This is a genomic window from Kitasatospora sp. NPDC097691 (assembly GCF_040302665.1).
Classification (GTDB): Bacteria; Actinomycetota; Actinomycetes; order Streptomycetales; family Streptomycetaceae; genus Kitasatospora.
On the sequence record NZ_JBEORY010000015.1, the window covers coordinates 76,438 to 101,285 of the forward strand.

General features: G+C 73.7%; 23 protein-coding genes. 13 read left to right on the forward strand and 10 right to left on the reverse strand.

All coding sequences use genetic code 11. The features are described from left to right. Window positions 1-32 precede the first annotated feature (32 nt). Entirely contained in the window at window positions 33-1,199 is a 1,167-nt protein-coding gene (locus ABTY56_RS13745) for a hypothetical protein (RefSeq protein WP_350628951.1), read from the forward strand. 24 nt (window positions 1,200-1,223) lie between these two features. Here ABTY56_RS13745 and ABTY56_RS13750 read toward each other — a convergent pair whose 3' ends face one another. Further along, the gene (locus tag ABTY56_RS13750; protein WP_350628952.1) at window positions 1,224-2,594 is read right to left on the reverse strand and encodes a glycosyltransferase 87 family protein; all 1,371 of its coding nucleotides are present in this window, start codon (window positions 2,592-2,594) and stop codon (window positions 1,224-1,226) included. 214 nt (window positions 2,595-2,808) lie between these two features. On the opposite strand from ABTY56_RS13750, the gene ABTY56_RS13755 reads away from it, so the two are divergent. Next, window positions 2,809-3,945 carry a glycosyltransferase family 4 protein gene (locus ABTY56_RS13755; protein WP_350628953.1) on the forward strand — a complete coding sequence of 379 codons (1,137 nt, stop codon included), beginning with the start codon at window positions 2,809-2,811 and terminating at the stop codon, window positions 3,943-3,945. A gap of 63 nt (window positions 3,946-4,008) precedes the next feature. On the opposite strand, the gene ABTY56_RS13760 is transcribed toward ABTY56_RS13755, so the two are convergent. Next, window positions 4,009-5,802: an AMP-dependent synthetase/ligase gene (locus ABTY56_RS13760; protein ID WP_350628954.1), complete on the reverse strand. Its 1,794-nt coding sequence runs from the start codon at window positions 5,800-5,802 to the stop codon at window positions 4,009-4,011. Window positions 5,803-6,117: 315 nt separating this feature from the next. Between ABTY56_RS13760 and ABTY56_RS13765 the strand changes: the two genes are divergently transcribed. The 5 genes from ABTY56_RS13765 to ABTY56_RS13785 all read left to right on the forward strand — a co-directional run bounded on the left by ABTY56_RS13765 (window position 6,118) and on the right by ABTY56_RS13785 (window position 10,491). Continuing rightward, window positions 6,118-6,552 (forward strand): SRPBCC family protein, encoded by a 435-nt coding sequence (locus tag ABTY56_RS13765; protein WP_350628955.1) that lies wholly within the window; start codon window positions 6,118-6,120, stop codon window positions 6,550-6,552. A 24-nt stretch (window positions 6,553-6,576) separates the two neighbouring features. Further along, window positions 6,577-7,749, forward strand: a complete 1,173-nt coding sequence (locus ABTY56_RS13770) for an ArsA family ATPase (protein WP_350628956.1) — start codon at window positions 6,577-6,579, stop codon at window positions 7,747-7,749. A gap of 93 nt (window positions 7,750-7,842) precedes the next feature. Continuing rightward, a complete protein-coding gene (locus ABTY56_RS13775) occupies window positions 7,843-8,301 on the forward strand; it encodes a DUF5304 family protein (RefSeq protein ID WP_350628957.1) in 459 nt (152 codons plus the stop codon). A gap of 264 nt (window positions 8,302-8,565) precedes the next feature. Next, window positions 8,566-9,513, forward strand: a complete 948-nt coding sequence (locus ABTY56_RS13780; protein WP_350628958.1) for an ROK family glucokinase — start codon at window positions 8,566-8,568, stop codon at window positions 9,511-9,513. 174 nt (window positions 9,514-9,687) lie between these two features. After that, window positions 9,688-10,491 carry an endonuclease/exonuclease/phosphatase family protein gene (locus ABTY56_RS13785; RefSeq protein ID WP_350628959.1) on the forward strand — a complete coding sequence of 268 codons (804 nt, stop codon included), beginning with the start codon at window positions 9,688-9,690 and terminating at the stop codon, window positions 10,489-10,491. A 45-nt stretch (window positions 10,492-10,536) separates the two neighbouring features. Here ABTY56_RS13785 and ABTY56_RS38830 read toward each other — a convergent pair whose 3' ends face one another. Together ABTY56_RS38830 and ABTY56_RS13795 are read right to left on the reverse strand one after the other, a co-directional pair. Then, entirely contained in the window at window positions 10,537-11,388 is an 852-nt protein-coding gene (locus tag ABTY56_RS38830) for a hypothetical protein (protein ID WP_502893101.1), read from the reverse strand. Continuing rightward, window positions 11,381-12,175 carry an alpha/beta hydrolase gene (locus ABTY56_RS13795; RefSeq protein WP_350628960.1) on the reverse strand — a complete coding sequence of 265 codons (795 nt, stop codon included), beginning with the start codon at window positions 12,173-12,175 and terminating at the stop codon, window positions 11,381-11,383. Before ABTY56_RS13795 ends, ABTY56_RS38830 begins: the two co-directional genes overlap by 8 nt. Window positions 12,176-12,375: 200 nt before the next feature. Between ABTY56_RS13795 and ABTY56_RS13800 the strand changes: the two genes are divergently transcribed. The 3 genes from ABTY56_RS13800 to ABTY56_RS13810 are packed head-to-tail and all read left to right on the forward strand — an operon-like array spanning window position 12,376 to window position 15,145. Next, on the forward strand, window positions 12,376-13,206 hold the full coding sequence (locus tag ABTY56_RS13800) for a lysophospholipid acyltransferase family protein (protein ID WP_350628961.1): 831 nt from the start codon (window positions 12,376-12,378) through the stop codon (window positions 13,204-13,206). A 29-nt stretch (window positions 13,207-13,235) separates the two neighbouring features. Then, window positions 13,236-14,453, forward strand: a complete 1,218-nt coding sequence (gene macS, locus ABTY56_RS13805; protein WP_350628962.1) for a MacS family sensor histidine kinase — start codon at window positions 13,236-13,238, stop codon at window positions 14,451-14,453. Continuing rightward, window positions 14,450-15,145 (forward strand): response regulator, encoded by a 696-nt coding sequence (locus ABTY56_RS13810; protein WP_350628963.1) that lies wholly within the window; start codon window positions 14,450-14,452, stop codon window positions 15,143-15,145. Before macS ends, ABTY56_RS13810 begins: the two co-directional genes overlap by 4 nt. Before the next feature lie 42 nt (window positions 15,146-15,187). Here ABTY56_RS13810 and ABTY56_RS13815 read toward each other — a convergent pair whose 3' ends face one another. Then, window positions 15,188-17,125: an anthranilate synthase family protein gene (locus tag ABTY56_RS13815; RefSeq protein ID WP_350628964.1), complete on the reverse strand. Its 1,938-nt coding sequence runs from the start codon at window positions 17,123-17,125 to the stop codon at window positions 15,188-15,190. 299 nt (window positions 17,126-17,424) lie between these two features. Here ABTY56_RS13815 and ABTY56_RS13820 point away from each other — a divergent pair, with 299 nt between their 5' ends. Further along, window positions 17,425-18,774 carry a class II 3-deoxy-7-phosphoheptulonate synthase gene (locus tag ABTY56_RS13820; protein WP_350628965.1) on the forward strand — a complete coding sequence of 450 codons (1,350 nt, stop codon included), beginning with the start codon at window positions 17,425-17,427 and terminating at the stop codon, window positions 18,772-18,774. A gap of 174 nt (window positions 18,775-18,948) precedes the next feature. Then, the gene (locus ABTY56_RS13825) at window positions 18,949-19,254 is read left to right on the forward strand and encodes a (2Fe-2S)-binding protein (RefSeq protein WP_350628966.1); all 306 of its coding nucleotides are present in this window, start codon (window positions 18,949-18,951) and stop codon (window positions 19,252-19,254) included. Window positions 19,255-19,258: 4 nt separating this feature from the next. Here the strand turns inward: ABTY56_RS13825 and bfr are convergent, their stop codons facing one another. Beyond that, window positions 19,259-19,738, reverse strand: a complete 480-nt coding sequence (gene bfr / locus ABTY56_RS13830; protein ID WP_097238253.1) for a bacterioferritin — start codon at window positions 19,736-19,738, stop codon at window positions 19,259-19,261. A gap of 244 nt (window positions 19,739-19,982) precedes the next feature. Between bfr and ABTY56_RS13835 the strand changes: the two genes are divergently transcribed. Continuing rightward, window positions 19,983-20,612, forward strand: a complete 630-nt coding sequence (locus ABTY56_RS13835) for a sulfite oxidase-like oxidoreductase (RefSeq protein ID WP_350522518.1) — start codon at window positions 19,983-19,985, stop codon at window positions 20,610-20,612. Window positions 20,613-20,664: 52 nt separating this feature from the next. Here the strand turns inward: ABTY56_RS13835 and pknB are convergent, their stop codons facing one another. The 4 genes from pknB to thiO all read right to left on the reverse strand — a co-directional run bounded on the left by pknB (window position 20,665) and on the right by thiO (window position 24,845). Continuing rightward, the gene (gene pknB, locus ABTY56_RS13840; RefSeq protein ID WP_350629009.1) at window positions 20,665-22,443 is read right to left on the reverse strand and encodes a Stk1 family PASTA domain-containing Ser/Thr kinase; all 1,779 of its coding nucleotides are present in this window, start codon (window positions 22,441-22,443) and stop codon (window positions 20,665-20,667) included. Between the two features lie 113 nt (window positions 22,444-22,556). Then, window positions 22,557-23,354 carry a thiazole synthase gene (locus ABTY56_RS13845; RefSeq protein ID WP_350628967.1) on the reverse strand — a complete coding sequence of 266 codons (798 nt, stop codon included), beginning with the start codon at window positions 23,352-23,354 and terminating at the stop codon, window positions 22,557-22,559. A 1-nt stretch (window position 23,355) separates the two neighbouring features. Continuing rightward, window positions 23,356-23,667, reverse strand: a complete 312-nt coding sequence (gene thiS / locus ABTY56_RS13850; RefSeq protein ID WP_350628968.1) for a sulfur carrier protein ThiS — start codon at window positions 23,665-23,667, stop codon at window positions 23,356-23,358. Then, window positions 23,664-24,845 carry a glycine oxidase ThiO gene (gene thiO, locus ABTY56_RS13855; protein ID WP_350629010.1) on the reverse strand — a complete coding sequence of 394 codons (1,182 nt, stop codon included), beginning with the start codon at window positions 24,843-24,845 and terminating at the stop codon, window positions 23,664-23,666. The genes thiS and thiO overlap by 4 nt, the downstream gene beginning before the upstream one ends. Window positions 24,846-24,848 lie beyond the last annotated feature (3 nt).

Consider the following 24,848-nt stretch of genomic DNA (forward strand, 5'->3'; position numbering starts at 1 on the left):
CGTCGCAGTCCGGCCCCGCCGGACCCGTTCCGGTGCACATACCCCGCCGCGCGCTGTCCCGGCGGGGTGCGCTGCTGCTCGCCGTCGGCGGGCTGGCCCAGCTGTCGCTGCCGCCGCTCGCCCCGGCGGCGGCACCGGCCCGGCCGGCCGCCGACCGGCGCGCCGAGGTGGCGGCCGTGTTGGCGGAGCGGGCGCGGACGCTGTCGGCCCGGTCGGGGCTGCCGGTGGCCGAGGCGGCGTACCGCAACCTGGTGCTCGCCGCGGGCGGCGGGCCCGACCGGCTGACCGCCGCGGCCGACCTGGCGGTGCGGATCGCCGGGTACGACGACCACCCCGTGGTGTACCCGCGCCGGATCGAACTGGCCGCAGCCGCGGACGGCTGGCGGGTCGAGAGCGAGGAGAGCGCCGACGGGCTGCCGGCGCTCTGGGACTTCGGCCCCGCGCGATCGGCGCCGGGCACGCACAGCCTGGTGCTCGGTTCGGCCGACGGCCCCGACCCGGCCGGGCTGGTCGCGGTGGCCGACCGCGCGGTGCCCGCCGTCGCGGAGGTCTGGGGAGACGCCTGGCCCGGCCGGCTGCTGCTCGAACTGCCCGCCACCGAGGAGCGGTTCGCCCGGCTGCTGGAGGGCGACCCGGCCGGCTGGGCGGGCATGGCGGCGGTCACCGTGGCCGCCCCCGGCGCGCCCCGGAACACCCCGGCGGACCGGGTGCTGGTCAACCCCGAGGCGTACGGTCGGCTCAGCGACTTCGGCCGGCAGGTGGTCGTCACGCACGAGGCCACCCACGTCGCGACCAGGTCCGACACCCGGGCCTGGACACCACTGTGGCTCTCCGAGGGCGTCGCCGACTGGACCGCCTACCGCGACAGCGGCCGCAGCCCGCAGCAGATCGCCCCCGAGCTGGCCCGGGACGTCGCCGCCGGGAGACTCCCCGCCGAACTGCCCGCCGACCGGGACTTCGCCGCCGGCGCCACCGGCATCGCCCAGGCCTACGAGCAGTCCTGGCTCGCCTGCGAGCTGATCGCCCGCCGCAACGGGCCGCAGCGGCTGGTCGCCTTCTACCGGGCGGTCGGTGCGGACGACGGGCAGGGCGAGGACCGCGAGCGCCGCACGGACCGGCTGCTGCGCGCCGAACTGGGCGTCGGCCTGGCCGAGTTCACCCGGCTCTGGCTGGACGAGGTGGCGGCGCTGAAGGACTGAGGCCGGCGGGCCGCAGCGGCAGCGTCAGCGCCGCGGCTCGGCCGGCGTGCCCAGGTGGTCGATGCCGTCCAGCAGGTCCTGCTCGTACGCGATGCCCGGGCGCACCGGGTAGCCGGCGGCCGGCAGCGCGGCCGGCTCGCGGTCCAGCACCACGGTCGCGGGCAGCGGCGCCTCGCCGCGGGTGGAGCGCCAGAGCCGGACGCAGGAGAGCACGGTGGCGGCCAGCAGCAGCAGGTTGCGCAGCGCCAGCACCGTGACGGCGCCGGGGTCGCTCGCCAGGACCTGGGTGAACATGGTCGGGAACTCGACCAGCGTCAGCGGGCAGGCGAGCAGGACCAGCAGCGCCACCGGCCGCTGGCTGGTGCCGCGCACGGTCAGGCAGACCGCCGCGACGCCGACCAGCCAGACCAGGTACTGCGGGCTGATCACCCGGCTGGTCACCACGAAGATCAGCAGCGCGCACAGCGCCGCGTCGTACATGGTGGCCGCGTTGCGGCGCTTGGAGGTGAAGCGCCACAGCAGCAGCCAGAGGAAGCCCAGCACGGTGCCGGCCATCATCACCTTGCTGATCACGCCGACCCACGGCCCGAGCATCTCGGGGGAGCCGTAGTTCATGGTGACCCGGCCGTCCCAGCCCCCGGCGATCCGGGCGACGTGCAGCGGCAGCGCGCCGACCGACTCGACCTCGATGCCGCGGTCCTTCTGGAAGGCCAGGAAGTCGAAGGCGCCGTTCATGCCGGCCGCGAGCAGGAAGCCGATCGAGACGGCGGTGGCCCCCGCCAGCGTCCAGGAGCGGCGGGTCCGGCGGCCGGAGGGGGTGCCGATCAGGCCGAGCAGCGGCCAGACCTTCACGATGCCGCCCAGGCCCAGCAGCAGCCCGCCGACCGCCGGGCGGCGGATCAGCGCCAGCAGGCCGGCCAGGGCGACCGCGGTGACGATCATGTCGAAGCGGTTGTAGATCATCGGGCCGAGCAGCGGGACGCCGACCACCCACATCCAGGCGCCGGTCAGCGCCCGGCCCCGGCGCAGGCCGGTGCGGATCAGCAGCGCGGCCGCGGCGGCGTCGGCGATCCCGCAGATCACCCAGAACGAGACCAGGTACGACCAGGGCAGCAGACCCGGCAGCAGGATCACCAGGGCGGCGCCCGGCGGGTACTGCCAGGTCACGTCGTCGAACGGGAAGGTGCCGGTCTGCAGCACGCCGTACCAGGCGTGGTAGATCATCCACACGTCGGCGGTGACGTCGCCGCCGGGGGACTTCAGCACGCCGGTGATCAGCAGTACCAGCACGGTGCGGGTGGCCACCCAGGTCGCGCCGAGCGCGGCCAGCGCCCCGAGCGGGCGGCCGAGGCGGCCGCGCGAAGAACCGGGCTCGGTGGCCGGGGCCAATTCCACTGCGCTCCCTCGTTCGTCTCGGACGTCCTCACCGGAGGCGTCGTACTGACGGACGCCCGGGCCGCGTCGCACGGCGGCCTAGGTACTAGGACTGACCCGGCGGTCAAACGGTTGCCGTGCGCGCTTCCGTTCCCGGCGGGCCATGGTGTTGACCTATCGTACGGATCACCCAGCGGTACACCGAGCACCCCCCGACCGAGCGAGCCGTGGCCTGATGCACAGAACCTTGATCGTCACCAATGACTTCCCGCCCCGACCGGGAGGTATCCAGGCCTTCGTGCACAACATGGCCGTCCGTCAGCCCGCAGGAAGCATCGTGGTGTACGCCTCGACCTGGCGCGACGGCAGCGAGGTGCGGCGCTTTGACTCCGAGCAGCCGTTCCCGGTGATCCGGGACCGGACGAAGGTGATGGTTCCCACACCCCGGGTCACCCGGCGGGCCGCCGAGATCCTGCGCGCCGAGAAGTGCGACTCGGTCTGGTTCGGTGCCGCCGCCCCGCTCGGCCTGATGGCGCCCACGCTGCGCCGGGCCGGCGCCGGACGGCTGCTCGGCATGACCCACGGGCACGAGGCCGCCTGGGCCCAGCTGCCGGTCTCCCGGCAGCTGCTGCGCCGGATCGGCGCGGGCACCGACGTGCTGACCTACCTGGGCGAGTACACCCGCTCCCGGATCGCCGCCGCGGTCGGGCCGCAGGCCGCGGCCCGGATGGTGCAGTTGCCGCCGGGCGTGGACGAGACGACCTTCCACCCGGGCTCCGGGGGCGCCGAGGTCCGCCGCCGGCTCGGACTGGCGGACCGGCCGGTCGTGGTCTGCGTCTCCCGCCTGGTGCCGCGCAAGGGCCAGGACACCCTGATCGAGGCGATGCCGCAGATCCTGGCCGACGTGCCGGACGCGGTGCTGCTGATCGTCGGCGGCGGCCCGTACCGGGCGGACCTGGAGAAGCTGGCCGACGCCAAGGGCGTCCGGGACTCGGTGCGGTTCACCGGCTCGGTGCCGTGGGAGGAGCTGCCCGCCCACTACGGGGCCGGGGACGTCTTCGCGATGCCCTGCCGGACCCGGCGCGGGGGGCTGGACGTCGAGGGCCTGGGCATCGTCTACCTGGAGGCCTCGGCGACCGGCCTGCCGGTGGTCGCGGGGGACTCCGGGGGCGCCCCTGACGCGGTGCTGGAGGGCGAGACGGGGTACGTGGTGCCCGGCGGCTCGGCCGCGGCGTCGGCCGAGCGGATCGTGCGGCTGCTGCGCGACGAGGAGCTGCGCCGGCGGATGGGCGAGGCCGGGCGGCGGTGGGTGGAGCGCTCCTGGCGCTGGGACCTGCTGGCCGGGCGGCTGACCTCGCTGCTGGCGGCCTGACACGACGACGGCCCCGCCTCCTTCCCGGGAGGCGGGGCCGTCGTCGTTTCCGGTGACTTCCGGTTACTTCTGGTAGATCGCCTCGATGTCGGCCGCGAAGTCCTGCAGGACGACGTTGCGCTTGAGCTTCAGCGAGGGCGTCAGGTAGCCGCTCTCCTCGGAGAACTCGGTGTTCAGCACGCGGAACTTCTTGACCGCCTCGGCGTGCGAGACGGCCGCGTTGCCGTCGTCCACCGCGGTCTGCAGGGCGGCCAGCAGGTCCGGGTCCTGGGCGAGGTCGGCGACGGTGGCGGCGGCGGGCTTGCCGTTGAGCTCCTTCCACTTCGGGAAGAAGTCCTGGTCGACGGTGACCAGGCAGGCGATGAAGGGCCTGCGGTCGCCGACCACCATGACCTCGCCGACCAGGGCGTGGGCCCGGATCCGGTCCTCGATCACCGCGGGGGCGACGTTCTTGCCGCCCGCCGTGACGATGATCTCCTTCTTGCGGCCGGTGATGGTCAGGTAGCCCTCGGAGTCCAGCGAGCCGATGTCGCCGGTGGCGATCCAGCCGTCCTTGAGGGTGTCGGCGGTGGCCTGCGGGTTGTTCCAGTAGCCGGTGAAGACGTGCGGGCCCTTGAAGAACACCTCGCCGTCCTCGGCGATCCTGACCGAAGCGCCGGGCACCGGCTGGCCGACCGTACCGATCTTCGGCTTGTCCCACGGGTTGAAGGTGGTGGCCGCGCAGGTCTCCGTCAGGCCGTAGCCCTCCAGGACGGTGAAGCCGATGCCCCGGTAGAAGTGGCCCAGGCGCTCGCCGAGCGGGGCGCCGCCGGAGATGGCGTGGGTGGCCCGGCCGCCGAGCGCGGCGCGCAGCTTGCTGTAGACCAGCTTGTCGAAGACCGCGTGCTTGAGCCGCAGGACCAGGCCCGCGCCGCCGGCGTCCAGTGCCCGGCTGTAGGCGATCGCGGTCTCGGCGGCCTTGTCGAAGATCTTGCCCTTGCCGTCGGCCTGGGCCTTGGCGCGGGCGGTGTTGTAGACCTTCTCGAAGACTCTGGGCACGCCCAGGATCAGGGTGGGCTTGAAGGCGGCCAGCTCGGCGGTGACGTCCTTGATGTCGGAGACGTGTCCGAGCTTCATCGGGGCCATCGCCGGGCAGATCTCGGCGATCCGGCCGAGCACGTGGGCCAGCGGCAGGAAGAGCAGGACGGAGCTCTCGCCGGTGCGGAACAGCGGGGCCAGGCGATCGACGATGTTGCCGCACTCGGCCATGAAGTTGCCGTGCGTCAGCTGACAGCCCTTCGGGCGGCCGGTGGTGCCCGAGGTGTAGACGATGGTCGCGATCGAGTCGGAGGTGGCGGTCGAGCGGTACTCGGCGACGGTCTCGTCGGAGACCTCACGGCCGGCCTCGGCCAGCGCGGCGATCCCGCCCTGCTCGATCTGCCAGGTGTGCTTCAGCTCCGGGAGGCGGTCGCGGACCTCCTCGACCACGGTGCGGTGCTGGTCGGTCTCGGTGATCACGGCGACCGCGCCGGAGTCGCCGAGGATCCACTCGACCTGCTCGGCGGAGGAGGTCTCGTACACCGGCACGGTGACGGCACCGGCCGACCAGATCGCGAAGTCCAGCAGCGTCCACTCGTACCGGGTGCGGGACATGATGCCCACGCGGTCGCCGGGGCGGATGCCGGTGGCGATCAGGCCCTTCGCGGCGGCGTGCACCTCGACCAGGAACTGGGCGGCGGTCAACTCCTGCCACTGGCCGTCCACCTTGCGGCTGAGGACCGCGACGTCCGGGTGCCGCTCGGCGTTCTGGTGCACGAGGTCGGAGAGGTTACCGCCGCTCGGTACCTGGTAGAGGGCCGGAAGGCTGAAGTCGAGCAAGACTGCTCCTCGTTCGCGACGCTGCGGGACGGCAGGACGTTACTGCCCGGTAGGCAGCTTCGGCCAGGGGGGTCGGGCCCGGTGTTCGAAGTGTCACACCCGGCCTGGTCCGACCAGGCCGTGACCAGGTCGTTCGAATGGCACCCTACGGTAGCCCCGTGGTGACCGGCCGGTAGCATGCCCCGCCGCCGCTCGCCGGGCACCGACCGCGCGGCCGAGGGGATCCCCGGTCGCGATAGCCTGCTCCGGGCGGACCGGGCCGAGCGCGTCCCGGACGGACCGGCAGGCAGTAGGGACGACGCGGAGGGCCATTCCATGGCGGAGCACACCAGGTCGAGCATCACCATCGACGCGACCCCGGCCACGGTCATGGCCGTGATCGCCGACTTCGCCGCCTACCCGGCCTGGACCGGCGAGGTCAAGGAGATCGAGGTCCTGGAGACCGGCGAGGACGGCCGCGCCACCCAGGTCCGACTGCTGCTCGACGCCGGCGCCATCCGCGACGAGCACGTCCTCGCCTACACCTGGGACGGCGACCGCGAGGTGAGCTGGACCCTCGTCCGCAGCCAGATGCTCCGCTCGCTGGACGGCTCCTACACCCTCGCCCCGCTGTCCGGCGGCCGCACCGAGGTGACCTACCAGCTCGCCGTGGACGTCAAGATCCCGATGCTGGGCATGATCAAGCGCAAGGCCGAGAAGGTCATCATCGACCGTGCCCTGGCCGGACTGAAGAAGCGCGTCGAGGGCTGACACCGCGGAACGGGGGCCGACGGCATGACGGCGACACGCACCATCCTGGTCAGCGGCGACGCGGGCGCGCCCGCGGTGGCCGCCGCCACCGCCCTGCACGCCGCCCGGCGCGGCCACCGAACCTGGCTGCTGGCGGCCGACGACCCGCACCGCGCGCTGGACTCCGCCCTCGGCACCCGGCTGGAGCCCGAACCGCTCGGCTACGCGCCGGGCCTGACCGTCTCCCGGATCGACGAGCAGGCCGCCTTCCGCTACGCCGTCGGCGAGCTCACCGGCCGGCTCAAGCCCGCCCTCGACCTGCTCGGCGCCGAACAGCTCGACCCCGAGGAGCTCACCGCCCTCCCCGGCATCGCCCGGCTCGCCCTGCTGCGCGCCCTGCCCGCCGCCGACCAGGACGTCCTGGTGGTGCTCGCCCCGCCGCCCGCCGAGCTGATCGCCACCCTCGCCCTGCCCGAGCAGCTGGCCCGCTACCTGGACCGGCTCGTCCCCGAGCAGCGGCAGGCCGCCCGGGCGCTGCGACCGCTGCTGGCCGGACTGGCCGGGGTCCCGATGCCCGCCGACTGGCTGTACGAGGGCCGCGGCAAGGCCGCCGCGGCGCTCGCCGAGTCCCGCGCCGCGATCACCGACCCCGGGACCAGCGTCCGCCTGGTCGTCCCGGCCGACGGCCACCCGTACGAGGAACTGCGCCGGATCCGGGCCGGGCTCGCGCTGCACGGGCACCGGCCGGACGCCGTGGTCGTGCACGGCGCCCTGCCCGACGCCGCCGTCTCCTCGCCCGACCCCTGGCTGGCCGCGCTGGCCCGCCGCCGGCAGGAGGAGCTGACCGGGCTCGCCGCCGGGACCGACGCCCCGGTCCTGGTCGCCGGCCTGGCCGACGCCACCCTGGAGGCCGTCGCCGACCGCCTGTACGGGGACGGCCCCGGCCCCGAGCGGCTCGCCCCGGCACCCTGGACGGTCGAGGACCGGCTCGCCGCGGACGGCCTGCTGGTCTGGCACCTCGACCTGCCCGGCGCCGACCGGGCCGAGCTGGACCTGGTCCGCCGGGGCGACGACCTGGTGGTCGGCCTCGGTACCCACCGCCGGGTGCTCGCCCTGCCCTCCGCGCTGCGCCGTTGCACGGTGGCCGGGGCCGGGCTGCTGGACGGGGTGCTCTCGGTGCGGTTCGCGCCCGACCCCGCGCTCTGGCCGCAGGGCTGACGGGCCGTGCGGCCTTTCCGGGGCGTACGGCCGGTCGGGTAGCGTCGGGCCGGAGGGCCGCGGGGTGCGGCCACGGCTGAGGAGGCGCCCGCGATGACCACCACCGACGACTGCACCGAGCCCGTCGGCGACCGCGCCGAGTCGGCCCGCGACCACGCCGAGCCGGTCGGCGGCGGCGCCGAGTCCGCGGGCGGCGGTACCGGGGCGGGCGACGGGCAGGCCGGGCCGGAGGCCGACGGTCAGGCCCACCCGTTCGGGCCGGAGCTCGGCCCGCTGGTGGACGAGGTGCGCCGGTTCGCCACCGCGCTCGGGGAGAAGGCCCAGGAGACCAGCGCCACCACCCTGATCACCCTCGCCGGCCTCGCCGACCGCCTGCGCACCCAGCAGCCGGAGGTCTACGGCCACCTCGCCGCCGCCGGCTCCGGGATCGCCGCCGCGGGCGCCGAGCTGCTGGCCGCCTACCGCGCCGCCGTGGTCGGGCACGAGGGCCGCTGGACCGCCGGCGGCAGCGCGGCCGCCGAGAAGATCGACCTGGACGGGCCCGAGGCCTGACGAGCCCGAGGCCGGCCGGGCGCGAGGCCTGACGGGCCTCACGGGTCTGACGAGCCGTCCGCCAAGCAGTGAAACCGTATCTTTCGGAGGGTGATCGCGCTGCTCTCGTGCGTCACTAAGAAGGAGTCTAGGTACGACTTTTGAAGCATCGCGGCCAGGTTGCGCCAGAATTGTCTTCGAATAATGTATGCGAGGCTGTGTACGGGAGCGGACTTGGGCGGTACCGTTCCGTCCAGCGGGAACGAGTGAATAGCTGAGGGACACATGGCTCTGACCATCGGCGTCGATGTCGGCGGGACCAAGATCGCGGCAGGCGTGGTCGACGAGGCGGGCGCGATCCTGGCCCGGACCAGGGTGCCCACCCCGGCCGACCCGCAGTGGGCGGTCGATGCCATCGCGCAGGCCGTGCGCGAGCTCAAGGAGCAGCACCCCGGCGTCGCCGCGGTCGGCGTCGGCGCCCCCGGCTTCGTCGACAGCAACCGCTCCACGGTGATCTTCGCGCCCAACATCGACTGGGAGAACGAGCCGCTGCGCGGCCGCGTCGAGGAGCTCACCGGCCTCGCCACGGTGGTCGAGAACGACGCCAACTGCGCCGCCTGGGCCGAGTTCCGCTTCGGTGCGGCCGCCGACCACCAGGACATGGTGCTGATCACCGTCGGCACCGGCATCGGCGGCGGCATCGTCCTGGACGGCCGGCTGCACCGCGGCCGCTTCGGCGTGGCCGGCGAGATCGGCCACCTCAACATGGTCCCGGACGGCCTGCAGTGCGGCTGCGGCGGCAAGGGCTGCTGGGAGCAGTACGGCTCCGGCCGGGCGCTGCGCCGCTACGGCCGGGAGAAGGCGGCGGCCGACCCGGTGCGCGGCCGGCGGATGCTGGAGCTCAACGACGGCGTCGCCGAGACCATCCGCGGCATCCACATCACCGAGGCCGCCGAGGACGGCGACCCGCTCGCCCTGGAGTGCTACGCCGAGCTGGCCGACTGGCTGGGCCGCGGCATGGCCGACCTCGCCGCGCTGTTCGACCCGGGCGTCTTCGTGCTCGGCGGTGGCGTCTCCGACTCCGGCCGCCTGCTGCTCGACCCGGTCGCCAAGGCCTTCGAGCACTACCTGACCGGCGGGGTGCACCGCCCGCGCGCCGAGGTCGTGCTGGCCTCGATGGGTTCCGCCGCCGGCATCGTCGGTGCGGCGGACCTCGCCCGCATTCCCGCGTAGCCGCTCCTCCCCTTCACCTCCGGGGCGCACCCCTGCCCCCTCCCAGCCCGCCGACGGCGGTGCGACCGGGCCCCGACCGATCCCGGACGCACCGCCGCCGTCGCACGTCCGGCCCCCGCCGCGTACGGTCGGACCCGGTGACGACGCACCCGGTGACGACGTACAGGGAGGGCCATGACCGCCGCGACCACGCCCGAGGCGACCACGCCCGCAGCGACCACGACCGCTCCGAGCGCCGTGACGGCCGAACCGCTGCCGCCGGGCGGCCCGCGGCGGCTGCGCCTGCTCAGCTACAACATCCGCTCGCTGCGGGACGACCGGCGGGCGCTGGCCTGGGTGATCCGGGCCTGCGCGCCCGACGTGGTCTGCATCCAGGAGTCACCGCGCTACTGGCGCCCCGAGGGCCAGGCGGCCTGGCTGGCCCGCAGCACCGGCACGGTCGTCCTGGCGGGCGGCGGCCGCACCGCCGCCGGGCCGCTGCTGCTCGGCCGGCCCGGCGCGGTGGACGTGCTGGGCGTGCACGACCGGCTGCTGCCCAAGACCCGCGGCCTGCACGCCCGGGGCTTCGCCACCGCGCTGCTGCGGCTGCCCGGCACGGCGCCGTTCACCCTCACCAGCTGCCACCTGAGCCTCGACGCCGAGGAGCGGTACGGGCAGTTCGAGCTGCTGCTCGACCAGCTCGGGATCACCGAACACGGCGTCGTGGCAGGGGACTTCAACGAGCACCCGGACGGGCCGGGCTGGCAGCTGCTGGCCTCCCGGCTGCAGGACGGGTACCCGACCGCGCCCTGGGGCGGGGAGTACACCTCCGTACCCGAGCGCCCCTACCAGCGGATCGACGCCGTCTTCGCCACGCCCGGGATCGCCGTCCTGGGCTGCGGGGTGCCGCACGGACTGCCCGGTGTCACCGAGGCCGACCTGCGGGCCGCGACCGACCACCTGCCGGTGCTCGCGGTGCTCGAACTCCCCGAGGGCTGACGGGGGTCCGTCCTCACACCCTCGCCTGCGGGCCGACGCCGGGTCCTAGACGACCGCGCCGTTGTCCGGATCCTCCGGCTCGTCCTCGTCGCGGTCCCGCATCCGGGCCACCAGGGTGACGAAGCCGCCGAGGAAGGCGGTGATCCCGACCCAGGCGGGCCAGCCGGAGATCTCGCGCCAGACCACCGCGTCGATCAGCAGCAGGGCGGGGCCGCCGAGCACGGCGAGCCAGGCGAACTTGGCGGTCACGTCGGCGGGGGGCAGCGGCGGGGGCTCCGGCGGGACGTAGTGGTCCTCGTCGGTCTCCTCGTCCAGCTCGAAGTCGCGCGGGCCGGCGCCGGCGGCCGGCATCACCGGTCGGCCGGAGCGGGGGCGGGGCTGCGGGGCGAGGTCGGCGAGGTCGTCGCCGCCGTGGGCGCCGGTGCCGTCCTTGTAGCCGCCCTTGAGCTCGTTCTGCGCGCGGAGGTTCTCGACCTCGGGCCAGTCGGGGTTGTTGAGGTCGACCGGGTCGTCGAACTGGGCGATCAGGGCGGCGAAGATCTCGTCCTGCTCGGCCTGGCTGCGCTCGGGCGCGCGGCGCGGCCGGGGCTCGGCGGGGGCCTCCGGTCCGGCGGCGTCCTCGGCGGCGTCCTTCCCGGCCGAGGACGCGGCCGCCGATGCCGATGCCGACGCCGACGCCGAGGCGGATGTGGACGCGGGCGTCACGGCGCCGTCCGCGCCGGTCCGGTCCGCCGACGCACCGCCCCGGGCGCCGTCGTTCGTACCGTCGTCGTTCGTCGCGCCGTCCCTCGTGCCGCTGTCCCTCGTGCCGCCGTCGTTCGTCGCGCCGTCCTCGCGGGGAGCCTCGTCCCCGCCGCCCGCCGTGCTGCTCTCGTGCACTTCCGGCCCTTCAGCCATGGTGATCATCCGATTCGACCCGGGTTGCGCCCGCCGCGTGCGCGGGGGCCAGCCGTCGGATGAAGTCCTGGCTGGCCGCGAATATTTCCGCCGCGTCGTGGTCCAGCGTCGCGACGTGGAAGCTGCGTTGGCACAGCCGCTCCGTCACGTCGGTCGAGGATATCCGGGCCAGCACCAGTTCCGAGTTGGCCGGCGAGACCACGTGGTCCTGCGGGCTGTGGAAGAGCAGCACCGGCTGGGTCACCTCCGGCAGACGGCTCTGGACCTCCTGCCACAGCCGGCTCAGCGACCAGGCGGCGTGCAGCGGGGTCCGGTCGTAGCCGAGCTCGGTCGCGCCGTCCTTGGCGATGTCGTTCGCGATCCCGGGCAGGCTCGGGACGAGGTGGCGCAGCACCGGAAGCAGCACACTCGCGGGGGTGTCCGAGCGCACCGACGGGTTGACCAGCACCAGCCCGGACACCGTCGGACCGTGCAGCGCGGCGAGCCGCAGCGACAGCGCCCCGCCCATCGACAGCCCGAAGACGAAGACCCGCTCGCACTCGTCGGCCAGCGCCAGCAGCTCGCGCTCGACCTCGGCGTACCAGTCCTCCCAGCGGGTGAGCTGCATGTCCTGCCAGCGGGTGCCGTGTCCGGGCAGCAGCGGCAGCGAGACGGTGAACCCGGCCGCGGCCAGCTCCTCGGCCCACGGGCGCAGCGACTGCGGCGACCCGGTGAAGCCGTGGCAGAGCAGGACCCCCACCGGTCCGCCGTGGTGGCGGTACGGTTCGGCACCGGGCAGCAACGGCATGGCGGACTCCTTCGCGGGCGGGTGGCGCTGGGGGAGGAACGCTGAACGGGAAGCTGCAGGAATCCGCATCGTCCCACGCCCCGAGCCGGGTCGTACACCCCCGCCGACGGGGCCGGGCACCACACACTTCGGCGGGGCCGGGCACAGCGGGGGGTCGCGGGGCATTAGGATCGACCGGTCCGCATAACAGGAGGCCCGGGTTGTTCTACCGACTGATGAAGATGATCGTCGCGCCACTGCTTCGGATCTTCTTCCGGCCGTGGATCGAGGGTGAGGAGAACATCCCCACCGAGGGTGCGGCGATCATTGCGAGCAACCACCTGTCCTTCTCGGACTCGTTCTTCTTCCCCGCGCTGATCAAGCGCCGGGTCACGTTCATCGCGAAGGCCGAGTACTTCAACACCCCGGGCCTCAAGGGCCGGCTGACCGCCGCCTTCTTCAAGGGCGTCGGCCAGCTGCCGGTGGACCGCTCGGGCGTGCGCGGCGCCGGCGAGGCCGCGATCCGCAGCGCCATCGCGGTGCTGGACCGCGGCGAGCTGTTCGGCGTCTACCCCGAGGGCACCCGCTCGCCCGACGGCAAGCTGTACCGCGGCAAGGTCGGCGGTCTGGCCCGCGTCGCGCTGGCCACCGGCGCCCCGGTCATCCCGGTCGCCATGATCGACACCGAGAAGGTGCAGCCGCCCGGCCAGGTGGTCCCGAACTTCGGCACCCGCCCCGGCATCCGGATCGGCCGCCCGCTCGACTTCTCCCGCTACCACGGCATGGAGAACGACCGCTTCATCCTCCGTTCGGTGACGGACGAGGTGATGTACGAGATCATGCGGCTCTCCGGCCAGGAGTACGTGGACATCTACGCGACCGCCGCCAAGCGCCAGATCGCCGACGACAAGAAGAAGGCCGACGCCGAGCGCCGCGCTGCCGCCAAGGCGGAGAAGGCGGAGGCCGCCGAGGCCGAGAAGGCGGAGAAGGCGGCCGAGGCGGAGAAGGCCGAGAAGGCGGCCGAGACGGACAAGGACACCGGCTCGGCCTGACGGCCCGACCGGGCCAGGGGGAGGGGCGGATGACGGACGGCGGCAGAGCCGGCGAGGTGGGCGGCACGGTGGCGGCCGGCGGGATGTCCGTCGAACTCCCGCTGTGGCGGGCCATCTCCTACTTCCGGGTGCTGGCCCTGTGCTACGCGCTGCTGCGGTACTTCAACTCGTACCTGCACTTCCTGCACCCCGTCGCCGGCTGGATCTTCTTCGGCGCGCTCACCCTCTGGACCCTCGCCACCACCCGGGCCTTCGCCAACCCGCAGCGCTGCACCTGGTACGTCCTGGGCGTCGACCTCGTCCTCGCCGTGACCGGCATCGTGATGAGCGGCCTGACCGACGCCCCGGCCCGGATCAGCCACGGCGCGCCCACCCTGCCCACCATCTGGGCCGCCGGTACGGTGCTCGGCTGCGCCGCGAAGGGCGGCTGGCGTCCGGCGGCGGCGGCGGGCTCGGTGATCGGAGTCGCCAACATCCTCGGCCACGGCGGGCCGACCGGCGACAACATCCACAACATCGTGCTGCTGATGGTCGCCGGGTGCGCGATCGGCTACGTGATCGAGCTGGCCCGGGCCAGCGAGGCCACGCTCACCCGGGCGCTCCAGGTCGAGGCGGCCACCCGGGAGCGCGAGCGGCTCTCCCGGGACATCCACGACGGCGTGCTGCAGGTGCTGGCGCTGGTCCAGCGGCGCGGTGCGGAGCTGGGCGAGGGGACGGACGGCGGCACCGGCGGTGCGGACTTCGCCGAGCTGGGCCGCCTGGCCGGCGAGCAGGAACGCGCGCTGCGGACGCTGATGACCGGCGGACCGATCCCGGCCCAGCGCGGGCCGCAGCAGCCCGACGCGACCGAGCCGCGCGACCTCACCGCGCTGCTGCGCCCGTACGCCGACGAGCGGATCACGCTCTCCGCCCCCGGCACCCCGGTGCTGCTGCCCGCCCCGGCGGCGGGCGAGCTCGCCGCCGCGGTCGGTGCGGCCGTCGACAACGTCCGCCGGCACGCCGGGGAGGAGGCCCGGGCCTGGATCCTGGTCGAGGACGAGCCGGAGGCGGTCACGGTCAGCATCCGCGACGACGGCCCCGGCTTCGCCCCCGGCCGGCTCGGCGAGGCGGAGCGGGCCGGGCGGCTCGGTGTCTCCCAGTCCATCCGCGGCCGGCTGCTGGACCTCGGCGGCTCGGCCGATCTGTACTCGGCGCCCGGGGAGGGCGTCGAGGTCGAACTGCGCGTCCCGAGGAAGGCCACTCAATGACCGACCAGCTGATGACGGATCAGCCGACCGCCGACCGGACGGTGCGGGTGATGGTGGTGGACGACCACCCGATGTGGCGGGACGCCGTCTCGCGCGACCTCGCCGAGGCCGGGCTGGACGTGGTGGCCACGGCCGGCGATGGCGAGGAGGCCGTCCGCCGCGCCCGCGCCTGCTCGCCGCAGGTCGTCGTGCTGGACCTCAACCTGCCCGGGCTGCCCGGCGCCGAGGTGTGCCGCCAGGTCGTCGCGCAGGACCCGGCGGTGCGGGTGCTGGTGCTGTCGGCCAGTGGGGAGCACCAGGACGTGCTGGAGGCGGTGAAGTCCGGCGCGACCGGGTACCTGGTGAAGTCGGCCGGGCGCGACGAGCTGCTGGAGGCGGTGCGCCGCACGGCGGTCGGCGACGCGGTGTTCACCCCGGGCCTGGCCGGCCTGGTGCTCGGCGAGTTCCGCCGGCTGGCCGCCGAGCCGGCCCCGGCCTCGGCGCCGGCCGCTCCGCGGCTGACCACCCGGGAGACCGAGGTGCTGCGGCTGGTGGCCAAGGGCCTGTCGTACCGCCAGATTGCCGACCGGCTGGTGCTGTCGCACCGCACGGTGCAGAACCACGTGCAGAACACGCTCGGGAAGCTGCAGCTGCACAACCGGGTGGAGCTGGTCCGGTACGCGATCGAGCAGGGCCTGGACGACGAGATCTGACCGGCCCCGGGCGGGTGCGTCCGCCCGGGGCCCGTCGACTCCTCAGCGCTGCGCGACCGCGGCCTCGCGCAGCAGGCCGGCCACGATGTCCACGCCCTCGCGGGTGAGCACCGACTCGGGGTGGAACTGGAGGCCGGCGAAGCCGGGCCCGCGCAGGGCGTGGACGTCGCCGGTGGCGGCGTCCCGGGCGACGTCGATGCCCTCGGCGGCGAGCCTGGCCACGTCGGCCTCGGTGCAGCGCGCGGTGAACGTGTTGTAGAACCCGACCGTCCGCTTGGTGCCGAACAGGTCGATGCTCTCCTGCGCCCCCTGGTACGGGACGGCCTTGCGGCCCAGCGCCAGTCCGAGTTCGGCGGAGAGCAGCTGGTGGCTGAGGCAGACCGCGAGCAGCGGCGCCGACCGGGAGCCGGCTCGGGCGGCGGCGAGCGCGTCCGCGACGATCGGCCGCAGCACCGCCATCTTGGGGTCGTCGGCGACGGCCGGGTCGCCGGGGCCGGGGCCGAGTACCAGCGGGCCGCGGTGCGCCGCGACCAGTGCGCGCAGCTCCGGCGTGTCGTAGCGGACGACCGTCACCCGGTGGCCGAGCGAGCCGAGCAGGTGGGAGAGCATCGAGGTGAAGGTGTCCTCGCCGTCCACGACCAGGGTCGGCTCCGTCTCGGTGACCTGGGCCGGGGTCTGCATCCGCAGCCAGAACGGCGCGAGGCCGGCCCGGCGGGCGCCCAGTGCGGTCTGCACCCGGTGGTCGTCGGCGAGCCGGGGGCCGGTGGGGTGGGGCAGCCGGGCGGGCGCGGGCCGGGCGCCGATCGCGGTGAGCACCCCGGCGGCCTTGGCGTGGGTCTCGGCGACCTCGGACTCCGGGACGGAGTGGCGCACCAGGGTGGCGCCGACCCGGACGACCAGTCGGCCGGTGGCCGGGTCGATGTCGGCGGTGCGGATGCAGATCGGCGAGTCCAGCAGCTGCCCGCCGCTGGCGGAACGTCCGATCAGGGCGAGCGCACCGGAGTAGTAGCCGCGCCCGGAGGGCTCGTAGCGCCTGATGACCCGGGTGGCGTTCTCGACCGGGCTGCCGGTGACGGTGGCGGCGAACATCGTCTCGCGGAGCACCTCGCGGACGTCCAGCGAGGTGCGCCCGCGCAGCTCGTACTCGGTGTGGGCGAGGTGGGCCATCTCCTTGAGCCGTGGCCCGAGCACCTGGCCGCCGAGGTCGCCGACCGTGCACATCATCTTGAGCTCCTCGTCCACGACCATGGTGAGCTCCTCCAACTCCTTCGGGTCGTGCAGGAATTGGAGCAGCGAGTCGATGTCGGAACCGCCCGCCGGATAGCGGTAGGTGCCGGAGATCGGATTCATCACGACGGTGCCGCCGCTCTGCCGGACGTGCACCTCGGGCGAGGCGCCGACCAGGACGCGGTCACCGGTGTGCACCAGGAAGGTCCAGTAGGCGCCGCGCTCCTGTTCCAGCAGCCGCCGGAACAGCGTCAGTGCGAGCTCCGGCCCGAAGTCCTCCAGGGTGGCGTGGAAGTCGCGCCGGATCACGAAGTTGGCGCCCTCGCCGTTGCCGATCTCCTCCTCGATCACCCGGCGGACGATCGAGGCGTACGAATCGTCGTCCACGTCGAACGCGCCACCGGCAAGATTCACCGGCAACTGCGGTAGGGCGGAGGTGAATTCGGCCAACGGAAGAACGTGCTGCTCGGTGACCGAGAGGGCCTGCAGCGGGGTGCCGTCGTCGTGCGCGTCGAAACCGCGCTCGCGGATCTGCCGGTACGGGACGAGCGCGAGCAGGTCGTGCACCGGGGAGCCGCCGGCCGGGACGCCGCCGGGCACCGGGAGGTCGGCGAGGTGCTCGTAACTGCCGACGGTGCCCAGCAGCACCTCGACGGTGTCCGGGGCGAGTCGGGGGGTGCGGCGGTGCAGCACGGCGAAGGCGGGGGCGGCGGGGGCGGTGAGACGGGTGAGCAGGTCGGTGGCGGTGGTCACGGTACGGCTTCCTTCCGGGTGGATGGCGAGGGCGGTGCTGGTTCCGCTCCCGGAGGGCCGTCTGCTCAGACGCCGACGGCCGCCCCGAGGGGCGGCCGTCGTGTTCGTCTAGGAACGCGCGATCGGTGGGCCACCCTTGGGGGAGGTCCACCACCAGGAGTGGTTGTGCGGCGCGTGCATGGGTCGAGCGTAGCGGATTCGGCAGGACGGGTGAGCGAGCTCACGCCTTTGTCCGAGATGTGTCTCACCCCTCGGGCAATGGTCACGAATCGCTCGCGCCACCCCGTAGCCTTGGCCGTGTGACCGCTACGACTGACACTTCGAGGGCTGCCCACTCCTGGCAGTCCCTGCCCGCGGCGCAGCAGCCTGAATGGCCGGACCAAGAGGCTCTGCGCAAGACCCTTGCCGAGCTCGCCGCCTATCCGCCGCTCGTCTTCGCCGGCGAGTGCGACCAGCTGCGCGCCCGGCTCGGAGCCGTGGCGCGCGGGGAGGCCTTCCTCCTCCAGGGCGGTGACTGCGCCGAGGCCTTCGACGGTGTCTCGGCGGAGCACATCCGCAACAAGCTGAAGACCCTGCTGCAGATGGCCGCCGTGCTGACGTACGCAGCCTCGGTGCCGGTGGTGAAGGTCGGCCGGATCGCCGGCCAGTACTCCAAGCCGCGCTCCAAGTCGACCGAGACCCGCGACGGCGTGACCCTGCCGGTCTACCGGGGCGACTCGGTGAACGGCTTCGAGTTCACCCCCGAGTCCCGCATCCCGGACCCGGAGCGCCTGAAGCGGATGTACAACGCGTCCGCCGCGACGCTCAACCTGGTGCGCGCGTTCACCACCGGTGGTTACGCCGACCTGCGCCAGGTGCACGCCTGGAACCAGGACTTCGTCCGCAACTCGCCGGCCGGCCAGCGCTACGAGCAGCTCGCCCGGGAGATCGACAACGCCCTGGCGTTCATGAACGCCTGCGGTGTCGCGCCGGAGGAGTTCAAGACCGTCGAGTTCTTCTCCTCGCACGAGGCGCTGGTCCTCGACTACGAGACCGCGCTGACCCGCGTGGACTCGCGCACCGGCGAGCTGTACGACGTCTCCGGCCACATGGTGTGGGTCGGTGAGCGCACCCGGCAGCTGGACCACGCGCACATCGAGTTCGCCTCGAAGATCCGCAACCCGATCGGCGTCAAGCTCGGCCCGACCACCTCGGTGGACGAGGCGCTCGCCCTGATCGAGAAGCTGGACCCGGAGCGCGAGCCCGGCCGGCTGACCTTCATCACCCGGATGGGCGCGGGCAAGATCCGTGAGCACCTGCCCGCCCTGGTCGAGAAGGTCACCGCCTCCGGCGCCAAGCCGGTCTGGATCTGCGACCCGATGCACGGCAACACCTTCGAGGCCTCCAGCGGCCACAAGACCCGTCGCTTCGACGACGTCCTGGACGAGGTCAAGGGCTTCTTCGAGGTGCACCGCGCGCTCGGCACCCACCCGGGCGGCATCCACGTGGAGCTGACCGGCGACGACGTCACCGAGTGCGTCGGCGGCGGCGACGAGGTCATGGTGGACGACCTGCACCAGCGCTACGAGACGGCCTGCGACCCGCGGCTCAACCGCAGCCAGTCGCTGGACCTGGCGTTCCTGGTGGCGGAGATGTACCGGGGGCAGTGAGCCCCGCGCACGGCCGGCCCCCGGGCCGAATGTGACGAAAGCCCCTCCGGATTCGGGGTTCCCGAGCCCGGAGGGGCTTTTTCGTACCCGGATCGCCGGGTAAGGTGAGGCTTAGTGAACTAAGGCAAGCCTTAGTCAAGATCCACTCGGCGCTTCACCCTGGGAGAGACCGCGATGTACGTGTGCATGTGCCATGCGGTCACCGAGGACCAGGTGAAGAAGGCGATCGACGGGGGTGCCAACACCCCCCGCCAGATAGCGAAGGGCTGCAAGGCCGGCACCGACTGCGGGTCCTGCGTGCGCCGGATCCAGGCGCTGCTCGGCGAGCACGGCGCCCGGCCCTGCCCGACCGCCCGGCTGGCCGCGAAGCTCGGCCTCGCCGACCCGGAGCCGCAGCCCGCGCCCGCCGCACCAGCGCCGGCCGCACCGGCGCCCGCCTCCGGTCCGATCGCCGCGGTGCTCCCGCTGCGCGTGGCCTGAGGCCTCAGGACTCCGGCTGCTCGATCAGCTGGGCGAGGTAGAGCGGCTCGCCGAGCTTCGCCAGGAGCTCCAGCTGGGTGTCGAGGTAGTCGATGTGGTGCTCCTCGTCCGCCAGGATGTCCTCGAAGATGTTCGCCGAGGTGACGTCGTTCTTGGCCCGCATCACCACGATCCCGCGCTTGAGCCGGTCGATCGCCTCGACCTCGACCTGGCGGTCGGCCTCGAACATCTCCTGGACGGTCTGGCCGATCCGGACGTGGAACAGCCGCTGGTAGTTGGGCAGCCCCTCCAGGAACAGGATCCGGTCGGTGAGCGTCTCGGCGTGCTTCATCTCGTCGAAGGACTCGTGCCGGGTGTACTTGGCGAGCTTCGTCCAGCCGAAGTTCTCCTGCATCTTGGCGTGCAGGAAGTACTGGTTGATCGCGGTCAGCTCGGCGGTGAGCTGTTCGTTGAGGAACTCGATGACCTCGGGATCGCCCTGCATGGCGGTGCCTCCTGCGCTCGTTCCGGGGTGGGTCCTGTCCTGGGGTGGGTCCTGCGCTGGGAATCCTGGCACCGCGACGGGAAGGAATTCCAGTAAGTTCACACTCACTAGGACATGTGTCGGAATATCCGATTTGGGGGGAACGGGCGGGTGGGCGGCCGACTGTTGACCCGTACGGGCGGGGCGTGAATCCTCACAAAGGGGCGCGCGCCGGGGCTCGTCCGCCGTCTGTCACCATGGATCCATGGGTCAGTCCAAACACGAACCGCTGCAGCCGTCTGACCCGAGGCTCCCCCCGGGCCAGCGCGTACAGCGCGGCTGGCCCGCCCTGCACTACGGGCCGGTGCCCCGCTTCAAGCCGCTGACCTGGGACCTCCAGGTGTTCGGCGCCACCGCCTCGGCGGAGAAGCACAGCTGGGACTTCGAGGCCTTCAACGCCCTGCCGCGCACCACCGTCGTCGCGGACCTGCACTGCGTGACCAAGTTCTCGGTGCTCGGCAACGAGTGGACGGGCGTGTCGGCGGCCGCCGTGCTCGACCTGGTGCCGCCGGCGCCCGGCGTCACCCACGTGATGGTCTGGGCCGAGTACGGCTACAGCGCCAACCTGCGGCTGGCCGACTTCGCCGACCCGCGCACCCTGCTCGCCACCCACCGCAACGGTGAGGCGCTGACCGCCGAGCACGGCTTCCCGGTCCGGCTGGTCGTGCCGCAGCTGTACGCCTGGAAGGGCCCCAAGTGGGTCCGCGCGGTGGAGTACATGCGGGCCGACCGGCGCGGCTTCTGGGAGGAGCGCGGCTACCACAACCTCGCCGACCCCTGGCGCGAGCAGCGCTACTCCTACCAGGAGGAGCCCGGCGAGGGCCCGCTGCGCTGAGCCCGTCCGAAGGCCGGAACGGGTCGCCGGGAGCGGACGCGCCGGAAGGCGGCTAGAAGAGCGAGAACCTGACCGTCACCACGCTGTGCTGCGGCCGCCGCTCGCCGGCCGCCGGGGACTGGCCGTTGACCTTGACCGCGCCGAACACGTCCCAGCCGGTGGTCTGCATCGTGAAGCCCGCCGCCTGCAACGCCTTCTGCGCCTCGTCCTTGGTCAGCCCGGTGACGTTCGGGACCGGCACCATGCCCTTGCTGACCACCAGCGAGACGGCGGCGTTCTCCTGCAGCTGCTGCCCGGCCGCCGGTGAGCTGCTGATCACCGAGCCCTCTGGCACGGTGTCGTCGTACGTCTCGGTCACGCCGCCCCTGGACAGCTGGGCGGCGGCCAGGGCCGCCGCGGCGTCGGCGGCGCTCCTGCCGACGACGTCCGGCACCGCGATCCGCTTGGGGCCCTTGGAGACGGTGACGGTGATGCTGTCGCTGCGGCGGGTGCGCGCGCCCACCCCGGGGTCGGTCGAGACCACCTGCCCGGACGGAACGGACTCGCTGAACGCCTCGACGAACCTCCCGTGCAGGCCCTCCTTGTCCAGGATCCGCTGCGCCTCGGCCCGGTCCTTGCCGAGCACCCCGGGCACCGCGCCGTACAGCCCCTCGGACAGCCCGTAGGTGGCGCCGCCGACCGCGAGCACCAGCGCGGTCAGCGCGGCGGCCCAGATCATCGTCCTGCGGGGGACCCGGCGCAGCAGGCCGGGCCGACGCTCGCGCACCGGGGCGGGCTCGTCGTACGGGCGCGGCTCGGTGAGCAGCTGGTCCATCAGCTCCGGCGGCACGTCCAGCACGCTGGTGCGCTCCGTCGGCGGGGCGTCGGCGGGCTGCGGCAGCGGCTCGATCACCGAGGTCGGCTCGCTGGTCGGGTAGCGCGGACTCGGCCGGGTGGAGGCTGGCGGCTCGGCGTCCAGCTCGGCCGGGGCGAGGGTGCGGCGGGCCCGCTGGAGCGCGGCGAGCAGCTCGACCGCGTCGTACGGGCGGGCGTCGGCCACCCGGGCACAGGCGGCGGCCACTATGGCGTCCAGCTCGGGGCCGACCGCGGGGGCGATCAGGGAAGGGGCGGGGACGTCCTCGTGCAGGTGCTTGTACATGACCTGGACGGGGTTGTCGCCGGTGTGCGGGCGGCGGCCGGTCAGCATCTCGTACAGCAGGATGCCTGCCGCGTAGACGTCGACCCGCTGGTCGGTGGGGGCGTCCGGGAGGATCTGCTCGGGGGCCAGGTAGGAGACGGTGCCCAGGACGGTGCCGCCGGTGGCGGTGTCGGCCGAGGTGGGCGCGCCGTCGGCGGTGCCGAGCACCCGGACCAGGCCGAAGTCGGCGACCTTGACCAGGCCGTCCTCGGTGATCAGCACGTTCTCCGGCTTGACGTCGCGGTGGACCAGCCCGGCCCGGTGGGCGGCGCCGAGGGCGGCGAGCACCGGCTCCAGGACGTCCAGCGCGGCCCGGACGGACAGCGCGCCGCGGTCGCGCAGCAGGTCGCGCAGGGTGCGGCCGGGGACGTACTCCATGGCGAGGAAAACGTTTCCGCCGTCCGCGCCCTGGTCGAAGACGTTGACCACATTGGGGTGGGTGAGCTTGGCGACCGCCTTGGCCTCGCGGATGAAGCGGGAGGTGAAGCCCTCGTCGCCGGCGAGCGCCGGGTGCATCACCTTGAGGGCGACCACCCGGTCCAGCCGGGTGTCGGTGCCCTTGTAGACGGTGGACATCCCTCCGGTGGCGATCCGCTGCTCGACCCGGTACCGGTTGTCGAGCAGGGTGCCGATCAGGGGGTCGTGCAGTGCCATGTCCACCCGGCGAGTCTAGTGCCGGGCCGGGCGGCCGGACCCGGAGGACACCGCCTCAGGACCCGGCTGTGCCCGGCTTGTGACACGCCGGGCCCGCCCCGGACGCCGGTCGTTCAGAACGCCGGTCGTTCCCGGGTGTCGAGGTCGGCGCGGCCGGCCATCGCGGAGGAGGCCTCGGCGTGGAAGCGGCGCGGGATGCGGCCGGCCCGGTGGGCGAGCCGGCCCGCCTCGGCGGCGTGCCGCATCGCCTCGGCCATCAGCACCGGGTCCTGAGCCCGGGTCACCGCCGAGGCCAGCATCACCGCGGAGCAGCCCAACTCCATGGCCAGCGCGACGTCGGAGGCGGTGCCGGCACCCGCGTCCAGGATCACCGGAACACCCGCGGCCTCCACGATCAGCTGGAAGTTGTGCGGGTTGCGGATGCCGAGGCCGGAACCGATCGGCGAGCCCAACGGCATGATCGCGGCGCAGCCCACGTCCTCCAACTTCCGGGCCAGCACCGGGTCGTCGTTGGTGTACGGCAGTACCGTGAAGCCGTCGTCGACCAGGGTCTCGGCGGCGTCCAGCAGCTCGATCGGGTCCGGCAGGAGGGTCCGCTCGTCGGCGATCACCTCCAGCTTCACCCAGTCGGTGCCGAGCGCCTCGCGGGCCAGCCGGGCCGTCAGCACGGCCTCGCCGGCGGTGAAGCAGCCGGCCGTGTTGGGCAGCACACGGATGCCGTTGCGGGTCAGCACGTCCAGGACGGAGCCCTGGGTGGTGGCGTCGACCCGGCGCATCGCGACGGTGGTCAGCTCGGTGCCCGAGGCGAGCAGTGCGCGCTCCATGACCTCCAGGCTCGGCGCACCGCCGGTGCCCATGATCAGCCGGGAGGAGAAGGTCGTCCCGGCGATGGTGAGCAGGTCGTCGGCCATCTCAACCTCCCTGTACGGCGGTGAGGATCTCGATCCGGTCGCCCGCGCGCAGCGGCGTCTCGGACCACGAACTGCGGGGCACCACCGCCTCGTTGAGGGCGGCGGCGACGCCGGTGTTGGACCGGCTCACGGTGGCCACCACCTCGGCGAGGGTGGTCGTGGCGGGCAGCTCGCGGGGGGCGCCGTTGACGGTCAGGACGATCCCGGTCGGCGCCGTCTCGGCGGGAGCCGCGGGAGCCGCGGGAGCGGCGCCGGCGGCGGGCTCGTTCTCGGTCGCGGGCGGTGTGGATTCGGTCGGGGTGGTCTCGGTCATGCCAGGGCCTTCGTGGTGGAGCGGGCGGAGTCGGGGCCGGAGAATCGGGTGGGGGCGAACGGCTTTGCCAGATCCGGGAGTTCACCGGTGGCCAGGTACTCGGAGAGCAGGTCGGCGGTCACCGGGGTGAGCAGCACGCCGTTGCGGTAGTGGCCGGTGGCGGCGACCAGTCCGGGCAGTGCGGTCGGGCCGAGCAGCGGTGCGTTGTCGGGCGAGCCGGGGCGCAGGCCGGCCGAGGTCTCCGCCAGCGGGAGTTCGGTGATGCCCGGGACCAACTCGTGCGCATCGCGCAGGAGTTCGTACACCCCTCCGGCGGTGACGGTGGTGTCGTAGCCCTGCTCCTCGGTGGTCGCTCCGATCACCAACTCGCCGTTCTCCCGGGGCACCAGGTAGATGTGCCGGCCGCGCACCACGGCGCGGACGTTGCGGGAGAGGAAGGGCCGGAAGGCGGCGGGGACGCGCAGGCGCAGCACCTGCCCCTTCACCGGGCGGATCGCGGGCAGCACGCCCTCGGGCAGGCCGGCCAGCCGGTGGCTGTGCGGGCCCGCGGCGAGGACGACCTGCTCGGCGGTCACGGTCTCGTCGGTGCTCAGCCGGGCGCCGACCGCGCGGCCCTCCTCGACCAGCAGCTCCACCGCCTCGGCACGCCGGACGACGACGCCCGCCCGCTCCCCGGCCAGCAGGAGGGCGGTGAGCATCCGCCGGCCGTCCACCTGGTGGTCGTCGGCGACGTGCAGGCCGCCGCGTACCCCGGGGGCGAGCATCGGCTCCAGCTTGCGGGCCTCCCGGCCGGTCAGCCACGTCGAGTCCAGGCCGAGCCGCTGGTGGAAGGCGTGCAGTTCGCGCAGTTCCTCGCGGTCGTCGGAGTCCAGCGCGACGGCGACCGTGCCGCACCGGCGGTAGCCGGTGTCCTGGCCGCCACTCGCCTCGGTGAGCTCGGCGGCGAAGTCCCCGTACCGCTCGTTGGAGGCCATGCCGAGGCGCAGCAGCGGCTCCTCGCCGTACTGGAGCTCGGTGACCGGGGCGAGCATCCCGGCCGCGACCAGGCCCGCCCCGCCGCCGGGGGAGGGGTCGACCACGACGGTCCGCAGCCCGCGCCGCGACGCCCGCCAGGCGACGGCGAGGCCGATGATGCCCCCGCCGATCACCAGGACGTCGGCGTGGACGCCCGATGGCATGCG

Excerpts from the sequence above, each read along its gene's own strand:
- ABTY56_RS13755 (WP_350628953.1), top strand. The coding sequence starts at position 2,809 with ATGCACAGAACCTTGATCGTCACCAATGACTTCCCGCCCCGACCGGGA.
- ABTY56_RS13765 (WP_350628955.1), top strand. The coding sequence starts at position 6,118 with ATGGCGGAGCACACCAGGTCGAGCATCACCATCGACGCGACCCCGGCC.
- ABTY56_RS13770 (WP_350628956.1), top strand. The coding sequence starts at position 6,577 with ATGACGGCGACACGCACCATCCTGGTCAGCGGCGACGCGGGCGCGCCC.
- ABTY56_RS13775 (WP_350628957.1), top strand. The coding sequence starts at position 7,843 with ATGACCACCACCGACGACTGCACCGAGCCCGTCGGCGACCGCGCCGAG.
- ABTY56_RS13780 (WP_350628958.1), top strand. The coding sequence starts at position 8,566 with ATGGCTCTGACCATCGGCGTCGATGTCGGCGGGACCAAGATCGCGGCA.
- ABTY56_RS13785 (WP_350628959.1), top strand. The coding sequence starts at position 9,688 with ATGACCGCCGCGACCACGCCCGAGGCGACCACGCCCGCAGCGACCACG.
- ABTY56_RS38830 (WP_502893101.1), bottom strand. The coding sequence starts at position 11,388 with ATGGCTGAAGGGCCGGAAGTGCACGAGAGCAGCACGGCGGGCGGCGGG.
- ABTY56_RS13795 (WP_350628960.1), bottom strand. The coding sequence starts at position 12,175 with ATGCCGTTGCTGCCCGGTGCCGAACCGTACCGCCACCACGGCGGACCG.
- macS (WP_350628962.1), top strand. The coding sequence starts at position 13,236 with ATGACGGACGGCGGCAGAGCCGGCGAGGTGGGCGGCACGGTGGCGGCC.
- ABTY56_RS13810 (WP_350628963.1), top strand. The coding sequence starts at position 14,450 with ATGACCGACCAGCTGATGACGGATCAGCCGACCGCCGACCGGACGGTG.
- ABTY56_RS13825 (WP_350628966.1), top strand. The coding sequence starts at position 18,949 with ATGTACGTGTGCATGTGCCATGCGGTCACCGAGGACCAGGTGAAGAAG.
- bfr (WP_097238253.1), bottom strand. The coding sequence starts at position 19,738 with ATGCAGGGCGATCCCGAGGTCATCGAGTTCCTCAACGAACAGCTCACC.
- ABTY56_RS13835 (WP_350522518.1), top strand. The coding sequence starts at position 19,983 with ATGGGTCAGTCCAAACACGAACCGCTGCAGCCGTCTGACCCGAGGCTC.
- pknB (WP_350629009.1), bottom strand. The coding sequence starts at position 22,443 with ATGGCACTGCACGACCCCCTGATCGGCACCCTGCTCGACAACCGGTAC.
- ABTY56_RS13845 (WP_350628967.1), bottom strand. The coding sequence starts at position 23,354 with ATGGCCGACGACCTGCTCACCATCGCCGGGACGACCTTCTCCTCCCGG.
- thiS (WP_350628968.1), bottom strand. The coding sequence starts at position 23,667 with ATGACCGAGACCACCCCGACCGAATCCACACCGCCCGCGACCGAGAAC.
- thiO (WP_350629010.1), bottom strand. The coding sequence starts at position 24,845 with ATGCCATCGGGCGTCCACGCCGACGTCCTGGTGATCGGCGGGGGCATC.